Origin of the sequence: Burkholderia sp. USMB20, assembly GCF_000949135.2 — a bacterium.
In the GTDB taxonomy this organism is placed as follows: Bacteria; Pseudomonadota; Gammaproteobacteria; order Burkholderiales; family Burkholderiaceae; genus Burkholderia.
This window is the reverse complement of the sequence record NZ_JTAN02000003.1, coordinates 540172-560878: the sequence shown is the minus strand read 5'-3', so window position 1 is coordinate 560878 and position 20707 is coordinate 540172. Positions and strand designations below refer to the sequence as shown.

Genomic DNA, 20707 nt, shown 5'->3' with positions numbered 1-20707 from the left:
GCGCTCCCGTCACGCGAAGACCGGCGTCTTCGCATGCACGCGCGCACCATGGACGCCGACGAACGCGGTCATTGCGCGTTCATCCAGCGGCGCACGGGCTCGCGTGAACGGCACGTTGCCGACCGCGCAGTCGATCGCCACCGCGACCGGCGCCATCACGGCGCCCCGGACGCCGGGCGCCGCTGGACGCGGCAGCGCCGGCGTCCCGAGCCGGATCGCGCCGAACAGCAGGTGGCGCGCGACGGTCATGCCCGAACGATGCGATGCAAGAAGCCTTTCAGCGGGATTCGACACCGTTCCGAGCGTCGCGATGAGGGTGGTCTTCGACATTTTTCTGGTCCGATGAATTCGGTGCACAGAAATATGACAGAAGCGTGAAATTCCCAGAAAGAATAAAAAATTTGGAATCTAGATCGAAAGGTAATTTATGAAAGCCGCATGGGCGCCTTGTCCGGTTCGGTCGACTGCGCGCCGGAGCAGCGTCGCAAGCCGTGACCGACGGCACGCTTCAACCGACAAAGCGTGCCTCGACACCGCTTCGGACCACCAGATCGAAGCGCTCGGGCCGAATGTGAAACACCGTGGATTCACACGTGCGGCCGTCCGCCAGCCGCGACGTGCGCCGCAGCACGAGCAGCGGCGCGTGTTTGTCGGCCTTGAGCCGGGCCGCGACATCGTCCGGCGCGGCCATGGCCGTCACCGACATGTCGGCATCCGTGATGCGCCAGCCGAGCAGGCTCTCCAGCACCTCGTAGGTCGACATGCGCTCGGCCTGCTCGAACGTGACGGCTCCGGCGTCGGGCAGCAGGCAGGTCTGCGCGAGCGCGACGGGTTCGTCGTCGACCCAGTGCAGGCGTTCGAGATAGATGCAGCGCGTGACGTCGGCGGCAAATGCGTGCCGCAAGCCCGGCGGCACGTCGCACGTTTCCATGCGCAGCAATTCCATCCGCGCCCGCGCGCCCTGCGCGGCGATCGAATCGTGCAGCCCGCGCAGCACATCGAGTCGATGCCGCAGCCGCTGCTTCGCGGCGAACGTCCCTTTGCCCTGCTTGCGCTCGACGATGCGCGCATCGCTCAGCCGATCGAGCGCGAGCCTGACGGTCACGCGGCTCACCTGAAAACGCTCGCTCAACTGCGCCTCGGACGGCAGCTTGCCGGTCGGCTCGTACACACCGCGCTCGATCTCGTCGCGCAGCGTCGTCGCAAGCTGCTCGTAAAGCGATGTCGTGTCGTCACGCACCAGCGTCATCGATCCTTCCTCGTCGTGCTGGGTTCGCGCTATGCGCGTTTCCCGATATCGATATGAAAAGCAATTGGAATGCTCAACTTGTATTAATACGTATTATCACATCTCGACAGACTGTCGGGGCCGCGATTCGGGGTCCCGATGCCCCGGGGAGCATACCAGTGACTGAAAACGCAATCGGCACGCCGCCGCTCGATGGCGTGCAGGGCAGCCGGCCGACACGGGCCGAACCAGCCACGGCGCCACGTACCGATCCGCACGCAGCGGGACGATCGCGCGGCGCGCAGCGGCGTGCCGCGATCGGCTTTGCCGCCGCGTGGCTGGCGTTCTTCGCGATCGCCTGGTGGTTGCCCGCGCCCGCGCATCTTTCCGCCGAGGGCCGGGCGACGCTCGCGGTCGTCGCGTGGGTCGCGATCGTCTGGATCACCGAGGCGATTCCCGTCGGCGTGAGCGGCATCCTGCTGCCGATGCTGCTCGTGCTGTCGCATGCGAGCCCGTCGTTTCCGAAGGCGGCCAGCGGCTTCGCCGCGCCCGTCGTGTTCCTGTGCCTCGCCGCGTTCCTGTTCTCCGCGATCATGCAGGCGAGCGGGCTCGACCGGCGCATCGCCCTGCTGCTGCTCGATCGCCTGAAGGTGCGCACGGCCAACGGCGTGATCTGGGCGATGTTCGCCGTGAACTGCGTGATGGCGCTCGTCGTGCCGGCCGCGAACGCACGTGCGGCCACGCTGCTGCCGGTCACGAACGGCATCGTCCGGCTGTTCGGCGAATCGCCGCGCGAACGCGCCGCGCGCAAGGCGATCGTGATCCAGACGCTCGTGTACGGCGCGATGATCAGCGGCATGTGCATCCTCACCGCGCATCTGCCGAACATGGTCGTGTCAGGGCTGCTCGAGAAGCAGCTCGGCATCCGGATCTCCTATCTGACGTGGCTGAAGCTGCAGTGGCCGTATCTCGGGATGTTCGCGATCACGCAGGCCTGGGTGCAGTTCCATTTCCGCTCGCGCGCCGTCGCGCTTCCCGGCGGCCCCGGCGCGATCGCGGCGATGCGCCGTACGCAACCGCCCGCCGCCCGCAACGACTGGGCCGTGCTCGCGCTGTTCGCGGCCGTCGCCATGTTGTGGGCGACCGAGCCGCTCCATCACCTGCCGTCGGAAATCGTCGCGCTGATCGCGCTGGCGCTGTTGTTCGCACCCGGCGTGCTGCGCTTCGGCTGGGCCGAGGTCGAGCAGCGGACGATCTGGGGCACGCTGTTCCTGCTGGCCGGTGCGCTGTCGCTGTCGTCGGCGATCAGTGCGTCCGGGCTCGCGAACTGGGCCGCCGATCACATCTACGTCGCCGCGCGCGGTCACGGCTGGTGGCTCGCGATCGCCATCGTGATGCTCGGCACGCACGTGATCCGCATCGGCATGCTGTCCAACGTCGCGGCCGTCACGATGATCGCGCCGATCGCGCTCGCGCTGGCGCCGCGCCTCGGGCTGCATCCGGTCGCGTTCACGATGCTCGTCAGCGACACCGACAGCTTCGCTTATCTGCTGCCCACGCAGATCACCGCCGGCGTCATCGCGTACAGCAGCGGCGCGTTCTCGACGGCCGACTACGCGAAGGTCGGCGCGGTATCGGTGCTGATCGCGATCGTCTATGGCCTCTGCGTGATCGCGCCGTGGTACGCGTACATGGGTATCCCCGTCTGGGACGCGAGCGCGCCCTGGCCGTTCGCGCATTGAAGCGCGCCGCTTTCCAACGACATCATTTTGCATTCCTCATGAATGAATCCAGGGACTTCCCCGATTCCGTCGCTGCCCGCGCCGCCGCGCTGCGCGACCGCCTGGGCCCGCACGTTGCACCCGCGGGCCTGTACGAACGCCACAAGCGCCTGCCGTTCGCCGGGCGCGTGCATTGCAACGTCACGCGCCTCGAAGCCGGCGAGTGGAGCGAGATCGTGCTCGACTACGAGGTCGGCTCGTCCGGCATCGCCGACGGCGGCTGGCTGAAGGCCACCTTCAAGTTCTATTCGGACTGGGCGCTGTTCCAGACGAGCGACCCGGGCGCGGCGAACTACATCAGCGCCGAATACCATGCGGCGCCGCTCGTGCCGGGCCAGAGCCCGGCCACCGTGCAGGCGCTGAACGTGCGCTTCGACCAGAAGGGGCACGAGCGGCCGTTCCAGAAGGCGGTGATCGTCGACGTCGTCGACGGCTACGTGAACGCCGGCGACCGGATCGTGATCCGTCTCGGCGATCGCCGTCGCGGCCCCGGCACGCGCGTGCAGACCTTCGCCGAGGACAACTTCCGGTTCCGGCTCTACGTCGATCCGTTGGGCACGTCGCGTTTCGTCGCGGTGCCCGGCGACGTCTCGATCGACATCCGCGCCGGCGCGCCGGCCGACGTACTGCTGAACGGCCCGCGCTTCGTGCAGCCGGGCACCCGTGCGCCATTCCGGCTGTCGCTGCAGGACCGCTGGGGCAATGCGTGCCGCGACGTCGGCGGCACCGCGCGCGTCGTTGCATATGACGCGCAAGGCGAAGCCGTCTACCGGCGCGAACACGCGCTGCCCGAGGCGGGATTCGCGAGCTGCCCGGTCGACGACCTGCCGGTCGACGCCGGCACGCTGCGCATCGAGGCCGACGTGCCCGCGCGGCCGGACGTGCGCGCAGCCGAAGCGTGGCTGACGGTCGACGCATCGTTGCCGGTACCGCGCGCGCTGTATGCGGATCTCCATGTGCATGCGCACGACACAGTCGGCACCAACAGCCCCGAGTACAACGCACGCTACGCACGCGACATCGGCGGCATCGACGTGCTCGGCTATACCGCGAACGATTTCCAGATCACCGACGAGAACTGGCAGCTCGGCGTCGACGCGGTCGAGCGCTTCAACGAGCCGGGCCGCTTCGTCGTGTATCCGGTGCAGGAATGGTGCGGCAGCTCGACCGCGGGCGGCGACCATAACGTGGTGTTCCTCGGCGACGCGCGACCGGATTTTCCGTACAACGCGCGCGGCGAACACAACCGTACGCTGGTCTGGAACGAGGACATGAAAGGCCATGCGGTCGAGCTCGGCCGCTGGCCCGTCGAGGAACTGTGGGATGCGTATGCGGACGATGCCGCGCAGCATCTGGTGATGCCGCACGTGGGCGGCCGCCGCTACATCCCCGACTGGCACCATCCCGAACTCGAACGGCTCGTCGAGATCGCGTCGTCGTGGGGGCACTTCGGCTGGCTGTACCAGGACGTGATCGCACGCGGCTACCGGCTCGGCGTCGCGGCCAGCGGCGATGAACATCGCGGCCGACCGGGTGGCGGCGCGCCCGGCGTGCAGGTGTTCGGTGTGCACGGCGGGCTGACGGGTGTGCTCGCCGACGTGCTCGATCGCAAGCACGTCGGCGAGGCGCTGCGCGCGCGTCGCACCTGGGCGACCACCGGCGAGCACAGTGCGCTGCTCGTGCGTTGCGGCGATCACTGGCAAGGCGATGCGTTCGCGCATCGCGGGCCGGCGCGGTTCGACTACCGGCTGCTCGGCCAGTCCGGCTGGGAATACGTGGCCGCGTACGATCACGAAGGACTGGTGTGGGAACGCAACCTGCATGCGGAACTCGGCTACGCGGATCGCCTGATCCGCGTGCGCTGGGGCGGCGCCCGCATCCGGGACCGCTATCGCTGGGCCGCGTGGCGCGGCCGGATCCGCGTCGTCAACGGCACGATCCACCGCTTCGGATCGAACGGCTTCGAGCATGTCGAGGAGTCGGCATGGCGTACCGGCGCGACCGACGTCGAGTTCCGCAGCGACACCTATGGTGATGCGGACAGTATCGAGCTCGACATCGGCAATCTCGCCGACGCGACGATCGTGGTCGAAGGCACGATCGACAGCTTCGCGAAGGTCGGCGATCCGCTGCAGCGCAATCCATTCGTGCACGCACCGACGTTCCGCTTCGAAATCAGCGGCGCGGACCTGCTCGCGCAGGGTGCGGCGACACACGAACTCGGCGGCACGGAGCTATTCGTCGCGGTCGAACGGCTGACCGACAAGCCGCTTCCCGTCGATCTCGCGGGCAGCATCGAAGTCGCGGCGGAAAATGCCTCGTTCGGATTCCGCCCCGTCTATTTCTTCGGGCGGCAGCGCAACGACAGCAAGGCGTGGTCGTCTGCTCAGTTCGTCACGTTCGAGTGAGGAGCTTTCGCACTCCGTCGCAATCAACGTGCTTTCAACCCGTCAGCAAGGTGTTCATGTAGGTACGGCGAACAACAACCTCCGGGTTTCTGGACACAATTGGATGACGACCTATTGCACCAAGCGCTGTCAGGCGTGCACGCGTCGATAACCGTATCGAACACGGGTCTGCGCAATCTCACGCATGCGTTGACGCAGCGCCGTTTGCGGATCCTTGACGCTGCGATAGTAGTGGGTGCTGCGAGCCTGCCTGACCAACCGGCACACCCGCTGCGTCGGTAGACCGTAGTGACCCATGATGTAGCTCACGGCCTGTCTCTTCAGCGCGGGCGCGGCCACTTTTTTGTGGCGATATCCTGCAGGATGGCCTTGTCCAGACTGAGTTCCGCAACCAGCATCTTGAGTCGTTCGTTCTCGTCCTGGAACTGCTTCAGTTCGCGGACCTGGTTTGACTCCAGCCCCGCGTACTGCTTCTTCCATCGGTAATACGTCTGCTCGGATATTCCCAGTTGCCGAACCAGATCCGCCACTGACACGCCCAGCTCAGCCTGCTTGAGCGCGGCCAAGATCTGCTCCACCGAATATTGCGTGCGCTTCATCGTCAACCTGCCGTTCCTACTGGGGAAATTGCCGCCGAAACACTAACATTCATTCGTGTCCGGGATTTATAGGGCAGATCACCAAGATCTTGCCGATGATCCAGCACCGGGAAAGCAAGATCCTGTTGCCTGCATCGTTCCATACCCCGGTCGTTGCCCGATCCGCACAGCCCAGCGACTAAGCTACCACTACGGGTACGGCCACGCCGCACCCGTCGCGCGATCAGCGACGCACATCGAACACCGCGAACGGAGCCGTCGCCGTAGCAATGCAGCGTGTCCTCGTCGCGTCGTACAGCTCGCCTCCCGCGAACGCCACGCGCCCGCCACGCCGCTTGACGCGCGCGTTGGCCACGAACTCACCGACGTGTCCGGGTTCGAGCATGTTGACCGTCAGGCTGATCGTCGCGCACGTGCGCCCGTGCGGCAATTCCGACAGCAGTGCAAGCGCCATCGCGAAATCGAGCATCGACGCGAGGGTGCCCCCCGCCACGACGCCGTTGCCCTGCACCGAGTGCTCAGGCGCCGTGAAACCAATGGACAGTACCCCCGCGCTCCCCGCCAGTAATGTGGCACCGAGCGACGTCAGCGCCGGATTCATGTCGAGCTTGATGTTCCGGGCCTGCGTCGACAGAAGCGCATGAAGCAATGCGCGATCAGGGTTGTCGGGAATCCCAGCGTGGTCGCGGAACTCCGTGTTCGGCAGCGGATCACTCATGATGATGTGCAATGCAAACCTGGCGTTGACGCCCCAGCCCCTCGATCTCGCCCTCCATCACATCGCCGTCCCGCAGAAAGCGACCATAGTGCGTGCCGTTGCCCGCCGGCGAGCCGGTGCAGATGATGTCGCCGGGCAACAGCCGCGCATAGCGGGAGATGTACTCGATCTGCCGTTCGATGCCGAACAGCATGTCCGCAGTGGTCTCGTCCTGCATCGTCTGGCCCGATACGGTCAGCCGCATCGACAACCGGTGGGGATCGGACACGAACTGCTTCGGCACGAGATACGGACCCAGCGGCAGGAAACCGGGCTGCCCTTTCGAACGGAGCCAGTCGGTGCCGAGCATCTTGTAGTCGGTGCGCGGAATCAGATCGCGCGCGGAGATATCGTTGACGATCGTGTAGCCCGCCACGTGGTCAAGCGCATGCTCGCGGTCGATCATGTACCCGCCGCGCCCGATCACCACGGCCAGCTCGAGCTCCCAGTCCGGCTTCGTCGTGGTCGGCGGCAGCACCAGCGGATCGAACGCGCCGGACACCGCGGACACTGGCTTCGTAAAGACGTACGGCTCGCCGTTCGCCACCCGTTCGTCCATCATGTTCTCGGCCCAGCGGCGCAACTCCGCATCGTTCAGCCCTTCTGGCCCGACCTTTGCATCGACGGTGAGGTCGACCACATGCTTGCGGTAATTGGCACCGGTGCAGAAGATTTGGCGCGGCAGGTCGATCGCTGGATGCGTATGTAGCTCGCGCAACGCATACCAGCGCACGCCGTCTACCGACATCGCGTCGACGATGCGCGCGAGCTTCGGCTGGTTGTCATCCCACGCATCGAGCAGCGACAGCACGGTCGTCGAATCATTAAACGAACGATCGCCGACCGACGCGGCGGCCTGCGCCAGCGGCGCGACGCGATCGTCGACGACGAGCCCGGCGAAGCGGGCGCCATCGCCCGCGGAAAACGTACCCAATGCATATCGATTCACTGATCTTCTCCCACCCAACCCTCGATTAACGAATCATCGACGACCGCCGCATGGTCGTCCTCACCGCCCGCGAGCCCCAGTGCGCGTCGATGCTCGACCAGCAATGCAACACCCGCGCGATCTGGACGCAACGACTCGGGCGCGGTGGCCAGCATCGCGTCAGCGGCTGCCAGCGGCAGGCCGCCCGCAAGCACCGCGCGCGTGGCGCGTTCGGCATCTCCGGCAACGATCAGACGCGCTCGCTCGAGATTGGCAAGCCAGGCGACAACGCGGGCACGAGCCGTGCAACCGGCGCGCATCACGACGCCCTGCCCGGGAAATTCGGGATAGGCCTCCTGAACGCTGGCGAGGGGAGTCAGGCCAGACCGAACTGCCAGCGCATCGAACGGCGGCCCCAGCAACGTCGCCGCACCCTGTCCGGCCACCAACGCGTCGAACCGCTCCTTCACACCGCCGCACGGGACGAGCCGGTACGCATCGTCCGCCAATCCTGCGTCGCGCAGCAGCATGCGCAGCGCCACGACGAATCCGTTGTCGACAGCGTCGACGAGGATGTCGGTGTCGCGCAGATCGCCCAGCGTGGCTCGCGATGGCTGCCCGACGACGCTCAACGGCGTCGTCCTCTCGATCTGGGCCACCACGCGAAAATCGCGCGGCCCGGCGCGGCGGTTCCAGCCGATCACGTTGTCCATCGACGTGACGACCGCGTCGACGTCACCGGACACGAGCGCATCGAATTGCTCGTCGGATGAGCGGTTGCGACGCGCGTCGACGCGGATCGCGCCCGGCTCGCTGCCCGCTACGAGGGCGAGCAACGGTGGCACGAACCACATCACGCGCACGGGTGTTGTCTCCATGAATTTCACTCTAGTTGTCTATCGATGGCGTCTATTACAAAACGTATCGTTTCGTTTTGTCAAGAAGATCTCAAGCCAGAATTTACGCGCCTTTCCCCTATTGACACACCGTCGACGCTCATTAACGATACGATACGATTCGACTCGTTAATGGAGAGAAACATGGAGCCAACATTGATGGCTGACCACGCGCGACAGGCGGACGTCGACGACTATCGGCCGGTCCGGCGCATCGTCACGGGTACGCGCGCCGACGGCAAGTCCTGCATCGTGTCCGACGGACCTACGCCGAACCGGACCACGCGCAAGGGGTTGCCGCTCGCGCATGTCGTCTGGGCGACCGGCGACGCGCGGGCGGCGGGCGACGAGCCAGCGCCGGCCGGACACGCATTCGGTTTCCATTCGAAAGGCGGCTCGCTGCTGCGTATCGTCGATTTTCCGCCGGACGAAACGTACGACGAAACGCAGCTCGCCCAGTTTCTCGACGCGAGCGGTGTGCGCGACACGCGCGGTGCGCGGCATTTCTGGTTCCACAAGACCGAATCGCTCGACTACGCGATCGTCCTCGACGGCGAGATCTGGGCGCTGCTCGACGAAGGCGAGACGCTGATGCGCGCGGGCGACGTGCTCGTACAGCGAGCGACGAACCACAGCTGGGCGAACCGCTCGGGCAAGCCGTGCCGCATGGCGTTCGTGCTGCTCGATCTCGTCGAAGGAGAGCCGCTGTGAGCAAGGCGATCATTACCTGTGCAGTGACCGGCGGCGCGCATACGCCGTCCATGTCCGAATTCCTTCCGGTGACGCCCGAGCAGATCGCGGCCGAATCGATCGCCGCCGCCGAAGCGGGCGCAGCGATCATTCACCTGCACGCCCGCGACCCCGAAACGGGGCGTCCGTCCGGCGATCCCGCGCTGTTCCGGCGCTTCGTGTCCGCAATCAAGTCGTCGACGGACGCGGTGATCAACATCTCGACGGGCGGCGGCGGCCCGAACATGGTGATCGCGGAACGCGCGGCTGCGGGAGAAGCGCTCAAGCCGGAAATGTGCTCGCTCAACATGGGGTCGATCAATCTGGTGCTGTCCGAGATGGCCGAACGCGACCGCGCGTGGCGCCACGACTGGGAAGTACCGTTTCTCCAGGCCACGCGCGGCCTCGTGTTCCGGAACACCTTCGAGGACATCGAATGGATTCTCGAGCACGTCGGCCGCGCCGGCGGCACGCGCTTCGAGTTCGAATGCTACGACGTGGGGCACCTGTATACGCTGCACCACTTCCTGGAAAGAGGCCTGGTCAAACCGCCGCTCTTCATCCAGTCGGTGTTCGGTCTGCGTGGCGCGATGGGCGCGCACGTGGAGGATCTGCTGCACCAGAAGCGCACAGCGGACCGGCTGTTCGGCAACGACTACCACTGGTCGGTGTTGGCTGCCGGGAAGCACCAGATGCCGCTCGCGACGATGTCGAGCCTGATGGGTGGCAACGTGCGGGTCGGACTCGAAGACAGCCTGTACATCGGGCGAGGACAACTCGCCCGCAGCAATGCAGATCAGGTCCGGAAAATTCGCCGAATTCTCGACGAACTCGGCATCGAAATCGCCACGCCCGACGAAGCGAGAGCAATGCTGGACCTGAAGGGCGCCGATCAGGTCGGGTTCTAGCTGCGCGCGCATCGCACGGGCACGACGCCGTAGCGCGCCGCCCGTGCCGATGCGCGTCGATCGTTCACGGCGCATCGCACACCACAATATTGGAGACATCATGGCAAACGCACTTCCCGAAGGACACGCGCCGCGCGTCGCCGGCAACGTACACGGATGGTTGCTGATGGCGAGCTGCTGGCTCGCATCGACCGGCGCCGTGCTGATCGCACCGGTTCTTCCGCTGATGCGCCACGACTATGCGCAGGTACCGCAGGCGGAGCTGCTCACTGTGATCGCGCTCGTGATTCCCGCGCTGATGATTGCGCTGTTCAGCCCGCTCGTCGGCTCGCTGGTCGATCTGTTCGGCCGAAAACCGCTGTACCTCGCGGCCGTCGCGATCTACGGCATCGCCGGCGTGCTGCCGTTCTGGCTGAAGGACCTGCATGCGATCGTCGCATCGCGCGCCGTGATCGGGCTCGCGGAAGCGGCGATCGTTACCATCGCTACCGCACTCGTCGCCAACTACTTCAGCGGCGTGCGGCGACAAAAATGGCTGACCATGCAGCACGCATCGGCGTCAGTTGTCGCGGCCGTGATGTTCTCGGTCGGCGGGGCGCTCGGCAGCCTCGCAACCGGATGGCGGACGCCGTTCCTCGTCTACGGTTGCGCGTTCGCGTTTCTCCCGCTGATCGCATGGCTGATCTGGGAACCGGAGCAAGCAACGACAACGCAACGTCCCGCACACGCGTTGCCGTTCCCGTGGCGCGAGATCGGCCCGCTCTGCGCGCTGATCCTGTTCGCGTCGGTCCTGTTTTTCGTCGTGCCGGTACAGATCAGCTTTCTGCTCAATGCGCGCGGCGTGACCGAACCAGCGATTCTCGGCCTGGGCGGCGCGATCGCCAACGCAGGCATTCCGGTCGGCTCGTTCGTCTTTCACCGGTTCGCACGTGTCGCGATCAACCGGCTCCTGGTCGCCGCATTCGGCCTGTTCACGGTGGGCTTCGTCGTGATCGCTTCGTTCAGCGGCGTGAGCGCCACGATCGCGGGTGCATTTCTCGCGGCCGCGGGTGGCGGCATGGCGCTGCCGCTGCTCGGAACCTGGACGCTGGCACGTGTACCGTTCGAGCAGAGCGGCCGCGCGACGGGCGGTTACATGGGGGCGTTCTTCTTCGGCAACTTTCTGAGCCCGCTCGTCGTGGAGGTCGTGTCGAAGCTGACAGGCGGGCTCTTTGCGGCGGTCGCCTGGCTGGCGCTTGTATCTGCCATCGCGACCACGACCGTCCTGATCCTCACGCTCGCGCGGCGCGGGCCGACTGAATCCGTGCATGCAGCGCAGGAAGGACGCGTATCGCTCGGATGATGCCGTCCCGGCCCGCATTTGGCGGCCGGGCCCGCGCGATCGGGACGAACTGCAATTGAGTGTTGCCCGCCTCAACGCGCGGCGGCTTTTTTCGATACGGCACCGCGCTTGAGTTGGGCGCTCAGTTCGGCGACGTCCGGTGGTTCGACGCCGAGCAGACCGAACACGTAGCCGAGATGTTCCCGCGCGAAATGGTCGTCCAGCGTACCGGTGCCGACCAACAACCGCATATACACCGGCGCATACAGAAGTTCGCCGAGCGTCTCGATGTTCGGTGGCGTCGGAATGCGCGCGTCGTTGCGCCATTCCTCCAGCATTTCCCGCACGAGCGCGCGCCGCCCATAGTGAAAGCGCTCGCGGAACTCGCGCAGCACGGCGGGATCGGCCTGGCCTTCGGCGATGATCTGCGCGACGATCCGCCCCGACCATCCCGCATACTCGTGTATCAGCGACAGAAGATGCATCGCAATCGCCTTGCCGGGCGGCAGATCACGCGGCATCGGCGTTTTCACCACGTGGTGCTCGATGAACGCATCAATCACGACCAGCGCTTTCGAATCCCACCAGCGATAGATAGTCGCCTTGCCGACTCCCGCTTCCTTCGCAATGGCTTCGATCGAGATGGCCTGCACGGTGCGCGTTTCGAGCAAACGCACCGTGGCCGCGAGAATCTGCGTGCGCGTTTCCTCGCTGCGCGGGCGGCCTACGCCTCGTGGAGCAGGTACGGTGACGGGAGACTGGGCTTGTGTCTTCATGAAGGAAACTGATTGACGGCGAATGACAGATAGCATGCCCGCACTGCGGCATGACGACAAAGAATGCCGGACAGGGGCGCGGTATGCACATGGCAGCGCGAATTATAAGACACATCGTATCTTAATTATCGGCGCGATAGGTTAGCGATCTGCAGCGATAGCGGCCTCGGCTGAGGAACCCCACCGCAAACGGCGGGCGTGGCGCGCGTCGTCGCCGGCCCGCAGGTCAGCGCAGGCCGAACAAATGTGTCCTCACCGCGCGCAGATGCTCGCGCATTGCGTCTTCCGCCTTGCCTGGATTGTGCGAGCGGATACTCTCGACGATCACGATGTGCGCCTTGTCCGTCGTCTGCTTCGGCGTCGGCGCATGTCCGTACACCTCCTCGATCCGTGCGTCGAGACTCGCCTTCACCCACGAGCGCAACACGTCGTACATCATCACGAGCAGCGCATTGTGGGTGGCCTCGGCGATGGTTCGGTGAAGCGTTTCGTCGAGGCGTTTCCAGTGGGAAAACGAATCGGTCGCCGCCATGTCGGCAAGGCAGCGATCGAGCGCCGCGATGTCGGCCGCCGTCGCGTGAATCGCGGCCTGCCCCGCCAGTTGCGGCTCGAGCAGCAGCCGCGCGGCGATGATGTCGTCAACGCTGATCGACGTGGCCGCATGCTTGTCGTCGACCGCCATCGGCCGCGGCCCGACGAATGTTCCTTTGCCGACATGGCGCCAGATGAGCCCCTCGTTCTCGAGATGCTTGAGCATCGTACGCAGGCGCCCGCGCGACACGCCGAGCACGTCGCAAAGCTTCGGCTCCGGCGGCAGACGCTCTTCCCCGCGCTGAAATGCGCGATGCACGTATTCGCGCAGCCGGGCCACGTCGTCTTCGATCACTCCCACCCGCATTCCACCTTCCCGTTCGCATTGATGCGCAATCTTAGCGGCACTTGATGAATCGAATCAATCCGATTGATATCGAATCAATTCACTCATTGCCGGCCGTCATGACGGATTGATTCGCCAAAAGCAGTTCTATGGCAGTCGCCGGAAACTTGGCCCCACTCCTTCCCGCCGGGCGAAGAAATTTGCGTCTCGGCCCTTAAATCGCCGTCGCTATCGTTTACCCGATACAAATCAATTTACATATTGATGCGCATCAATATCAACTTAATATTCACCCTGCGCTGCACTCGACACAGCCGCCGTATCAACTTGGAGGTGCCGGACCGTCCGGCCGCCGGCAGGCCGTTCCATGACCGTGCAGCGCTTCCCCCTTAGCAGGAGCTACTGATGACACTTCCGATTTCCCCTCCGGTGTTCATATCTAGCGATGCCGCACGTGCAGTGTTTCGCTGGAAAGATGCGGTCGCCGCGTTACAAGCGACATACGGTCAGCCGGTCGCCGCGTCGGCCGTGCCGCCGCGCACCATTGCCAGCGGCAACGGCGCGTGGCTGCGCGCGTTACCGGCGATGCCGCCCGGCAGCCAATACTTCGGCGCGAAGCTGATGGGAATGGCCGGGCATGCGCAGGCGCCCGGCATCGACTACGTGATCGTGCTCTTCGACCACGACACGAGCCGCATCGCCGGCTTCGTGGACGGCAATCTCGTGACTGGGTTTCGCACTGCGGCCACCTCGGCGGCGGCGCTGGATCGACTCGCACGCCCGGGCCCAGCGCGCCTGGCCGTGCTGGGCAGCGGGCTCGAGGCATCGATGCACGCACGCGCATTCGCGAGCGTACGGCCGTTGACCGACATCACGGTGTTCAGCCCCACTCATGCACGTCGCGACGCGTTCGCGGCCGATCTGCACCGCGATCTCGGCAGTCCCGCACGCGCGGCCGCATCGCCGGAAGCCGCCGTCGACGGCGCGGATATCGTGCTCGCCGCAGCCCGCTCGCACGGTGAGCGCCCGATCCTGTTCGGCGACTGGCTGACGCCGGGCGCGACGGTCGTCTCGATCGGCTCGACGATCCCCCAGCAGCGCGAGATCGACGTATCGGTCGTCCAGCGCAGCGACCTGATCGTGTGCGACGTGCCCGACGAAGTGCTGCACGACACCGGCGACATGATCGCCGCACGCGCGGCCGGCATCGCCGTCGAGCGCGTCGCCGTGAGCCTGGCCGACGTCATGAGCGGCGCGTGCGCCGAGCGGCTCGAGGCCTCCCGAAACCGGTTGTTCAAGTCGGTCGGCAGCGGCCTGCAGGACATCGTGGTCGCCGGGCTCGTGCTTGACCTGGCGCGTGAGGCCGGCCTGGCCGTGCCGCTGCCGATCGCATTCGAACCCAAACCCATGTAACCGGAGAACGACATGGCCCGCTACCACAAGCATGAAGCCCGCGACTGGGCGCGCGAACACCTTCTGGGAGTCGCGAACGTGACGATTCCGACGATGACGTCGGACTTCAGGCGCATCAACGAGAAAGCGGTTCGACACGACGTCGAGCTCGCGATCGAACACGGCTTCGTCGGTTCGCTGTCGTGCTCGGAAGTCGCGATCACGCAGGCGCAGTACGGCGAGTTCTGCCAGATCATGGCCGACCAGGCGGCCGGCCGGCTGCTGGTCGTCCACCACGCTGTGTTCAACACGCTGGAAGACAACATCGATGCGGTGAAGCTCGCCGAAGACGCAGGCGCGGACGTCGTACTGCTCGGCTATCCGCCGTATTTCTATCCGAAGTCGTACGACGAAGTGTTCGACTACACGCAGGCGATCTGCGCGGCGACGGATCTCGGCGTGATCGTGTTTCCGTTGCCTGCATGGGGCTTCGGCCGCCTTCACCCCGCCGACATTCCGCTACCCGTGCTGCGCCGGATGGTCGACGAAATCCCGAACGTCGTCGCGATCAAGGCGGAAGGCGGGTTGCCGTACATCATGTCGGCCATCGAAGTGCATCGCGAATTCCACCGCGAGGTCGTGATCTCGTCACCGCTCGAATACGAGTACGTGCCGCTCGCGCAGGTGATGGACATCCCGTTCTGCGGCACCAACTATTCCGCGTACTACGGGCCGCTGCTGCCGCGCATCCACAAGCTGATCCGAGCCGGTCAATACGACGAGGCGACGCAGCTGTGGTACCGGATGGACCCGGCACGCAAGGCGTTCGCGAGCCTGCCGATGGCCGCCAACGGTCTGCTCAACCGGATGATGTGGAAGTATCAGGGCTGGCTCCAGGGCTATAACGGCGGCCCGCTGCCGCACCCGACACAGCGCGTGTTCCAGCGCGACATGGTGGTCCTTCGCAAGGGGCTCGAAGCCGCCGGCCTCAATCCGACCCGCGATCCCGACGAGGCGTTCTTCATCGGCCGCCATCCCGAATAGACAACGATCATGACCGAACCCATCAAACTCACTCTCAAGGATCCTGACCTGCTCCGGCAAGCCATGCTGATCGACGGCCGCTGGGTGCAAGCCGATAGTCTTGCCACGCTCGACGTGCGCAACCCGGCTACGGGCGAACTGGTCGGGCGCGTGCCGCTGGCCGGCGCGGCGGAAACGACGCGTGCGATCGAAGCCGCGGAACGGGCGATGCGCGACTGGCGCCGCGTGCTGCCGAAAGAGCGCTCGCGCATCCTTCGGGCGCTATACGACCTGATGCTCGCGCATATCGACGATCTGGCCGTCATCATGACCGCCGAACAGGGCAAGCCGCTCGCCGAAGCGCGTGGCGAAATCCACTATGCGGCCGGCTTCATCGAATGGTTCGCCGAAGAGGCGAAACGCACCTACGGCGACATCATTCCGCACAACGTCGACGGCCGCCGGCTGCTTGCGCAGAAAGCGCCGATCGGCGTGTTCGCCGCTATCACGCCGTGGAATTTCCCGTCGGCAATGCTCACGCGCAAGGCGGGGCCCGGGTGGGCCGCGGGCTGCACCGGCGTGATCAAGCCCGCTAGCCAGACGCCGCTGTCGTCGCTCGCGCTCGGCGTGCTGGCCGAACGCGCCGGGTTGCCTGCCGGCGTATGCAACATCGTCACCGGGTCCGCGCGCGCGATCGGCGCGGAACTGACGCGCCATCCGGCCGTGCGCAAGCTCTCGTTCACGGGGTCCACCGAGGTCGGTTCGCAATTGCTCGCTCAATGCGCACCGACGGTGAAGAAGACGAGCATGGAGCTGGGCGGAAACGCGCCGTTCATCGTGTTCGACGACGCCGATATCGACGCCGCCGTCAAAGGCGCGCTCCTCGCGAAATACCGGAATACCGGCCAGGCATGTGTCGCGGCCAACCGCCTGCTCGTGCAGTCCGGCATCTACGATGCGTTCGCGCGGCGACTGGCCGACGAATCGGCGCGCCTCAAGGTGGGCAACGGGATGGACGCCGGCGTCGCGCTCGGGCCGCTGATCAACGAGGAGGCCGTACTGAAACTCGAGCAGCATATTGCGGACGCACGGGCCAAGGGTGCGCAAGTCGCGACCGGCGGGCGACGCCATCCGATGGGCGGCTTATTCTTCGAGCCGACCGTGTTGACCGACGTGCCACGCGACGCGCTGATCTTCAGCGAGGAAACGTTCGGCCCAGTCGCACCGCTGTTCCGGTTCGACACCGAGGACGAAGCGATCGCGCTCGCGAACGATACGCCGTTCGGCCTCGCGTCCTACGTCTATACGCGTGACGTCGGACGGATCTTCCGCGTGGTGGAGGGCCTCGATTTCGGGATGGTCGGCGTCAACGAGGGGCTCATCTCGACCGAAGTCGCGCCGTTCGGCGGCGTCAAGCTGTCCGGTCTCGGTAGAGAAGGCTCGAAGTACGGGATCGACGAGTATCTCGAGATCAAGTACGTCGCGCTCGGCGGCCTCTGATCGAGTCGTGCATCGAGTGTGCGCCGGCACCCCCTCCGGCGCGCACCGTCGCGTGCGCCGCAGTGCATCGCGATCAGCAATACATCAACGGACTGGCGAACGAACCGATAAACGAAAAAGCCGGAACACGAGCGCGAACGTGCGCCCGGCTCCGGCGAGATCCGCACGGTCAGTCGCGCTTGCCTGCGCGCCCGCGGCCGACCGCTCGCTTCTCAGAACGGCTCGGCCAGCACGCCGTACCCTTCGAGCAGCAACTCGACGGCGCGCCGCGGATCGGCGTTCGGATCCTGCTCGGCCTGGCAAATCGCCAGAGAGATGTCGAACACGCGTTTGACGCGCTCGCCTCGGCGCGCGGAATACGCGGACAGCGCGGCGTCCACATCGGCTTTCGTCAACAGTTCCTCCGCAAGTACCACTGCGTCCTCGATCGCCATTCCACCGCCGGAAGTGAGCTGCGGGGTAACGGAGTGTGCGGCATCGCCGAGCAATGCCACGCGCCCGCGATACCACGGCTGCGGCATCATCAGGATATCGAACGGTCGGTAGCTGATGTAGCGCGTGCCGTCGCAGCGCGACGCCGCGGCGAGCAGGTCGGGAGCGGTAAAGCCTTCAAGCCGCTCGCGGAACATCTCGCTCAGCCGCTCGTCCGGCATGTGCGAGCGCTCGCGGGCGTTTTCGAGGAAAAAGTAGTAGCACAGCGTATCCGACAGCGGCAGGCCGCCCACCATCCGGCCGTCGCGGTGCTTGTACAGCACGAGCCCGTCAAAGCCCGCCGGACGCTCGACTGTCAGCCGCCACGCGCCCTGCCCCGCATAACTCGGCTGATGCTGTGCGCCGAATGCCTTGGCACGCGTCTTCGAATACGTGCCGTCGGCCGCGACGAGCAGATCGCAATGTCCGGTCTCGCCATTCGACAGACGGTACGACACACCCTCCGCATGCTGCTCGAAATCGTCGACCGTCGTCCGGTAATCGATCCGTGCGCCGCCGGCCAGCGCGTGCGATTCGAGCACCTCCGCGAGTTTCGGCCGCATGATGCCGATCGCGCCCGGCGCATCCGGCCGGAACGTACGTGGCGGACGGCGCTCGTTCACCACATCACCCGCATCGCCGCGCACGCTGACCGTGTCCCATCCGGAACCAGCCGCCATGCAGGCATCCGCGAGCCCGACGCGATCGAGCGCGCGCAACGCATTGCCGAGCAGAGAAATGCCGGTGCCCTGCTGATCCGTGCGATGGCTGCTTTCGATGACCCTCACGTCCATGCCGGCCCGCGCGAGCCCATGCGCGAGCGTCATCCCGCCGATTCCGCCCCCGACAACGAGCACCTTGTATTGCGAAGCCATGGCTTGTCTCCTGATTGATGGTTGTTTTCGTATCGATCACATGAAAGGCGCGCGCTCCTGCGGCCACCACAGTCCTGACTGCGGCTGCCCCATCCGATTACGCAGCACGCCGATGCCGCCCACGTCGAGCTCGACCACGTCGCCCGGCTCGAGCCGGCGGTCGAGTTCGAGCGCGGAGCCGCCGCCCATCGTGCCCGAGCCGATCACGTCGCCCGGCTCCAGCACCTCGCCGAGGCTCGCCCACGCGATCAACTCGTCGACGCTCCACAGCTTGTTCGCGCTCGTCCCCTTCCCCCACGTCTCGCCATTCACGCGCACTTCCATCGGAATCGCGTCGAGATCGGCGAATTCGTCGATCGTCGTGATCCATGGGCCGATACCGTACGCGAAATCCTTGCACTTGGTCGGACCCATCTGGATCGGCATTTCGATCGCCTGCCGGTCGCGCGCGCTGAAGTCGTTGAATACCGTGATCCCGAACAGGTACGGACGTGCGTGTTCCGGCCGCAGGTTGCCGCCACGCCGGCCGATCACGTAGCCGAGCTCGAGTTCATAGTCCATCCGCTCGATATAGCCCGGCCAAGGCACCTCCGCGTCGTGACCGATCACCGTGTGCGGCGTGCCCTTGAAATAGCCGGGTACTTTCAACAGACTCTCATGCGGCGCGTGACCGATCTTTTCGTGAAATCCCTTGATGTGGCCGACGAACGTCAATCCGTCGCGCACCACGGACGGATCGCTGGCTGGCAGCCACTTCACTTCGTCGATCGACAATGATGCCGCGTCGGGACGTTCGCGATCGGCGCGCTGCGCGGCATCGAGAAAACGCTGCCCGAGGCCGATCGCCGCCGACATGCTGCCCGGAAACAATGCGTCGGACAGTCGATGCGCGGCTTCACGCGTGGCACCCTGCTTTTCCAGCGCAGCGATCGATGCCCGTTTCAGATCGATGACGCGCCCTTCCTCCGGCACCACCAGCACCAGGCGTGCAACGTCGCCGTCCGGTCCATTCACCGCAATTCGACCCAATTTCATGCTTCGACTCCAGGTAGGGATGCGCCACCTGGAAGCAAAGGTCCGGGCACGCCATCCGTGTTGATGTTGGGTCGATTATATATACGATACGATTCGTCTCGTTAGTGCGGGTTTTTCCTCATGTACCAAAGGCATCTTGGCGCTGATTTGCGCTTGATCACCCGCAACGAAGGGGACTATTATGATCCACACCGTATCGTATATATCGCCTTCTGCGAACGACCTTTATCAATAGGACAATGGAATGAGAATCCTCGGACCCGACACCCTCGTCTTCGGTGTCGACGATGTCGAAAGCTGTACGACGTTTCTGACCGACTACGGTTTGATCCCGAAGGGCAACGGAGCATTCGATGCTCTGGACGGCACCGGCGTAGTCGTCCGGCCGAAGAACGACCCCTTGCTGCCGCCGTGGCCATTCGCAACGGCCAACCAGTTGCGGAAGACTATCTACGGCGTGGCCGACCAGGCTGCGCTCGACGAGATCGCACGGGAACTCGCCACCGACCGCGAAGTGAAGCACCTTGCGAACGGCTCGATCGAGGCCGTCGACGATGCCGGCTTCACGCTCGGTTTCCAGGTGTCGGTGCGTACGGTACCGACATTGCCGGCCGAAACCGTCAATGCGCCAGGCGACACGCGCCGCCCGGTCAACGTGCCAGGCTCGCCGACCCGCAACGACGAGCAGCTGCCGTTGCCGCGAACGTTGTCTCATGTCGTGTACTTCGTTCCCGATGCGGAAAAAGCCGAGGCGTTCTACGTCGAGCGGCTGGGCTTCCGGGTCAGCGATCGCTTCGTCGGAATGGGTCCGTTCCTGCGGCCTGCGGGCACGCTCGATCACCATACGCTGTTCCTCATTCAGACGCCGCCGGCCATGCAAGGATGCGACCATTTCACGTTCCATCTCGGCGGACCGTCTGAGGTGCTGCGCGCCGGTTATGCATTCGCGTCCAAGGGTTACGAGACGTTCTGGGGCCCGGGCCGCCACCGGTTCGGATCCAACTGGTTCTGGTATTTCAACAGCCCGCTCGGATGCCATGTCGAATACGACGCGGACATGGACCAACACGACGACACGTGGGTGCCGCGCGTCGCACCGGCGATGGTCGACAACGCACAGGAGTTCCTGTTCCAGTGGCGCGAGAAGTGGGCACCGGGCGGCCCGCCGCCTGCCGCCGGCGACGCACCGCATTGACGCGCCCG

Annotated in this window: 18 protein-coding genes and 1 pseudogene; 9 read left to right on the top strand and 10 right to left on the bottom strand. The window is 65.4% G+C overall.

Translation table 11 applies throughout. The features are described 5' to 3' along the window. Positions 1 to 9: 9 nt before the first annotated feature. Both PL79_RS06610 and PL79_RS06605 read right to left on the bottom strand, forming a co-directional pair. The gene (locus PL79_RS06610; RefSeq protein ID WP_135800983.1) at positions 10 to 330 is read right to left on the bottom strand and encodes a hypothetical protein; all 321 of its coding nucleotides are present in this window, start codon (positions 328 to 330) and stop codon (positions 10 to 12) included. 178 nt (positions 331 to 508) lie between these two features. Beyond that, positions 509 to 1249, bottom strand: a complete 741-nt coding sequence (locus PL79_RS06605) for a GntR family transcriptional regulator (protein ID WP_044845526.1) — start codon at positions 1247 to 1249, stop codon at positions 509 to 511. Positions 1250 to 1407: 158 nt separating this feature from the next. Between PL79_RS06605 and PL79_RS06600 the strand changes: the two genes are divergently transcribed. Further along, on the top strand, positions 1408 to 2970 hold the full coding sequence (locus PL79_RS06600) for an SLC13 family permease (protein ID WP_235879209.1): 1563 nt from the start codon (positions 1408 to 1410) through the stop codon (positions 2968 to 2970). A gap of 38 nt (positions 2971 to 3008) precedes the next feature. After that, the gene (locus PL79_RS06595) at positions 3009 to 5417 is read left to right on the top strand and encodes a hypothetical protein (RefSeq protein WP_044845525.1); all 2409 of its coding nucleotides are present in this window, start codon (positions 3009 to 3011) and stop codon (positions 5415 to 5417) included. Positions 5418 to 5552: 135 nt separating this feature from the next. Here the strand turns inward: PL79_RS06595 and PL79_RS06590 are convergent. The 4 genes and pseudogenes from PL79_RS06590 to PL79_RS06575 form a co-directional block, all read right to left on the bottom strand. Further along, positions 5553 to 6016 (bottom strand): annotated as a pseudogene (locus PL79_RS06590) (transposase); the annotation flags it as partial. A 223-nt stretch (positions 6017 to 6239) separates the two neighbouring features. Continuing rightward, positions 6240 to 6734 (bottom strand): PaaI family thioesterase, encoded by a 495-nt coding sequence (locus PL79_RS06585; RefSeq protein ID WP_052664668.1) that lies wholly within the window; start codon positions 6732 to 6734, stop codon positions 6240 to 6242. Next, positions 6727 to 7584 (bottom strand): fumarylacetoacetate hydrolase family protein, encoded by an 858-nt coding sequence (locus PL79_RS06580; protein WP_235879208.1) that lies wholly within the window; start codon positions 7582 to 7584, stop codon positions 6727 to 6729. Before PL79_RS06580 ends, PL79_RS06585 begins: the two co-directional genes overlap by 8 nt. Positions 7585 to 7718: 134 nt before the next feature. Next, positions 7719 to 8579 (bottom strand): ABC transporter substrate-binding protein, encoded by an 861-nt coding sequence (locus PL79_RS06575; protein WP_044845522.1) that lies wholly within the window; start codon positions 8577 to 8579, stop codon positions 7719 to 7721. A 162-nt stretch (positions 8580 to 8741) separates the two neighbouring features. Here PL79_RS06575 and PL79_RS06570 point away from each other — a divergent pair, with 162 nt between their 5' ends. The 3 genes from PL79_RS06570 (at position 8742) to PL79_RS06560 (ending at position 11576) form a co-directional block, all read left to right on the top strand. Continuing rightward, entirely contained in the window at positions 8742 to 9308 is a 567-nt protein-coding gene (locus PL79_RS06570) for a cupin domain-containing protein (protein ID WP_044845521.1), read from the top strand. Next, on the top strand, positions 9305 to 10234 hold the full coding sequence (locus PL79_RS06565; protein WP_044845520.1) for a 3-keto-5-aminohexanoate cleavage protein: 930 nt from the start codon (positions 9305 to 9307) through the stop codon (positions 10232 to 10234). The genes PL79_RS06570 and PL79_RS06565 overlap by 4 nt, the downstream gene beginning before the upstream one ends. Before the next feature lie 100 nt (positions 10235 to 10334). Continuing rightward, positions 10335 to 11576: an MFS transporter gene (locus PL79_RS06560; protein WP_044845519.1), complete on the top strand. Its 1242-nt coding sequence runs from the start codon at positions 10335 to 10337 to the stop codon at positions 11574 to 11576. A 71-nt stretch (positions 11577 to 11647) separates the two neighbouring features. Here PL79_RS06560 and PL79_RS06555 read toward each other — a convergent pair whose 3' ends face one another. Next, positions 11648 to 12367, bottom strand: coding sequence for a TetR/AcrR family transcriptional regulator (locus PL79_RS06555; RefSeq protein ID WP_235879206.1), 720 nt, complete (start codon positions 12365 to 12367; stop codon positions 11648 to 11650). Between the two features lie 190 nt (positions 12368 to 12557). Continuing rightward, positions 12558 to 13229 carry a FadR/GntR family transcriptional regulator gene (locus tag PL79_RS06550; protein ID WP_044845517.1) on the bottom strand — a complete coding sequence of 224 codons (672 nt, stop codon included), beginning with the start codon at positions 13227 to 13229 and terminating at the stop codon, positions 12558 to 12560. Between the two features lie 384 nt (positions 13230 to 13613). Between PL79_RS06550 and PL79_RS06545 the strand changes: the two genes are divergently transcribed. From PL79_RS06545 to PL79_RS06535, 3 genes are read left to right on the top strand one after another with little or no spacing between them, the layout of a single operon-like run. Continuing rightward, positions 13614 to 14621: an ornithine cyclodeaminase family protein gene (locus PL79_RS06545; RefSeq protein WP_044845516.1), complete on the top strand. Its 1008-nt coding sequence runs from the start codon at positions 13614 to 13616 to the stop codon at positions 14619 to 14621. Between the two features lie 12 nt (positions 14622 to 14633). After that, the gene (locus PL79_RS06540) at positions 14634 to 15644 is read left to right on the top strand and encodes a dihydrodipicolinate synthase family protein (RefSeq protein ID WP_044845515.1); all 1011 of its coding nucleotides are present in this window, start codon (positions 14634 to 14636) and stop codon (positions 15642 to 15644) included. A 9-nt stretch (positions 15645 to 15653) separates the two neighbouring features. Further along, complete coding sequence (locus PL79_RS06535; RefSeq protein WP_044845514.1) at positions 15654 to 17123, top strand: NAD-dependent succinate-semialdehyde dehydrogenase; 1470 nt, start codon at positions 15654 to 15656, stop codon at positions 17121 to 17123. Positions 17124 to 17335: 212 nt separating this feature from the next. Here PL79_RS06535 and PL79_RS06530 read toward each other — a convergent pair whose 3' ends face one another. Then, a complete protein-coding gene (locus tag PL79_RS06530) occupies positions 17336 to 18469 on the bottom strand; it encodes an FAD-dependent monooxygenase (RefSeq protein WP_044845513.1) in 1134 nt (377 codons plus the stop codon). 36 nt (positions 18470 to 18505) lie between these two features. Further along, on the bottom strand, positions 18506 to 19504 hold the full coding sequence (locus PL79_RS06525; RefSeq protein ID WP_044845512.1) for a fumarylacetoacetate hydrolase family protein: 999 nt from the start codon (positions 19502 to 19504) through the stop codon (positions 18506 to 18508). A gap of 244 nt (positions 19505 to 19748) precedes the next feature. Between PL79_RS06525 and PL79_RS06520 the strand changes: the two genes are divergently transcribed. Further along, positions 19749 to 20699, top strand: coding sequence for a VOC family protein (locus PL79_RS06520; protein ID WP_044845511.1), 951 nt, complete (start codon positions 19749 to 19751; stop codon positions 20697 to 20699). Positions 20700 to 20707 lie beyond the last annotated feature (8 nt).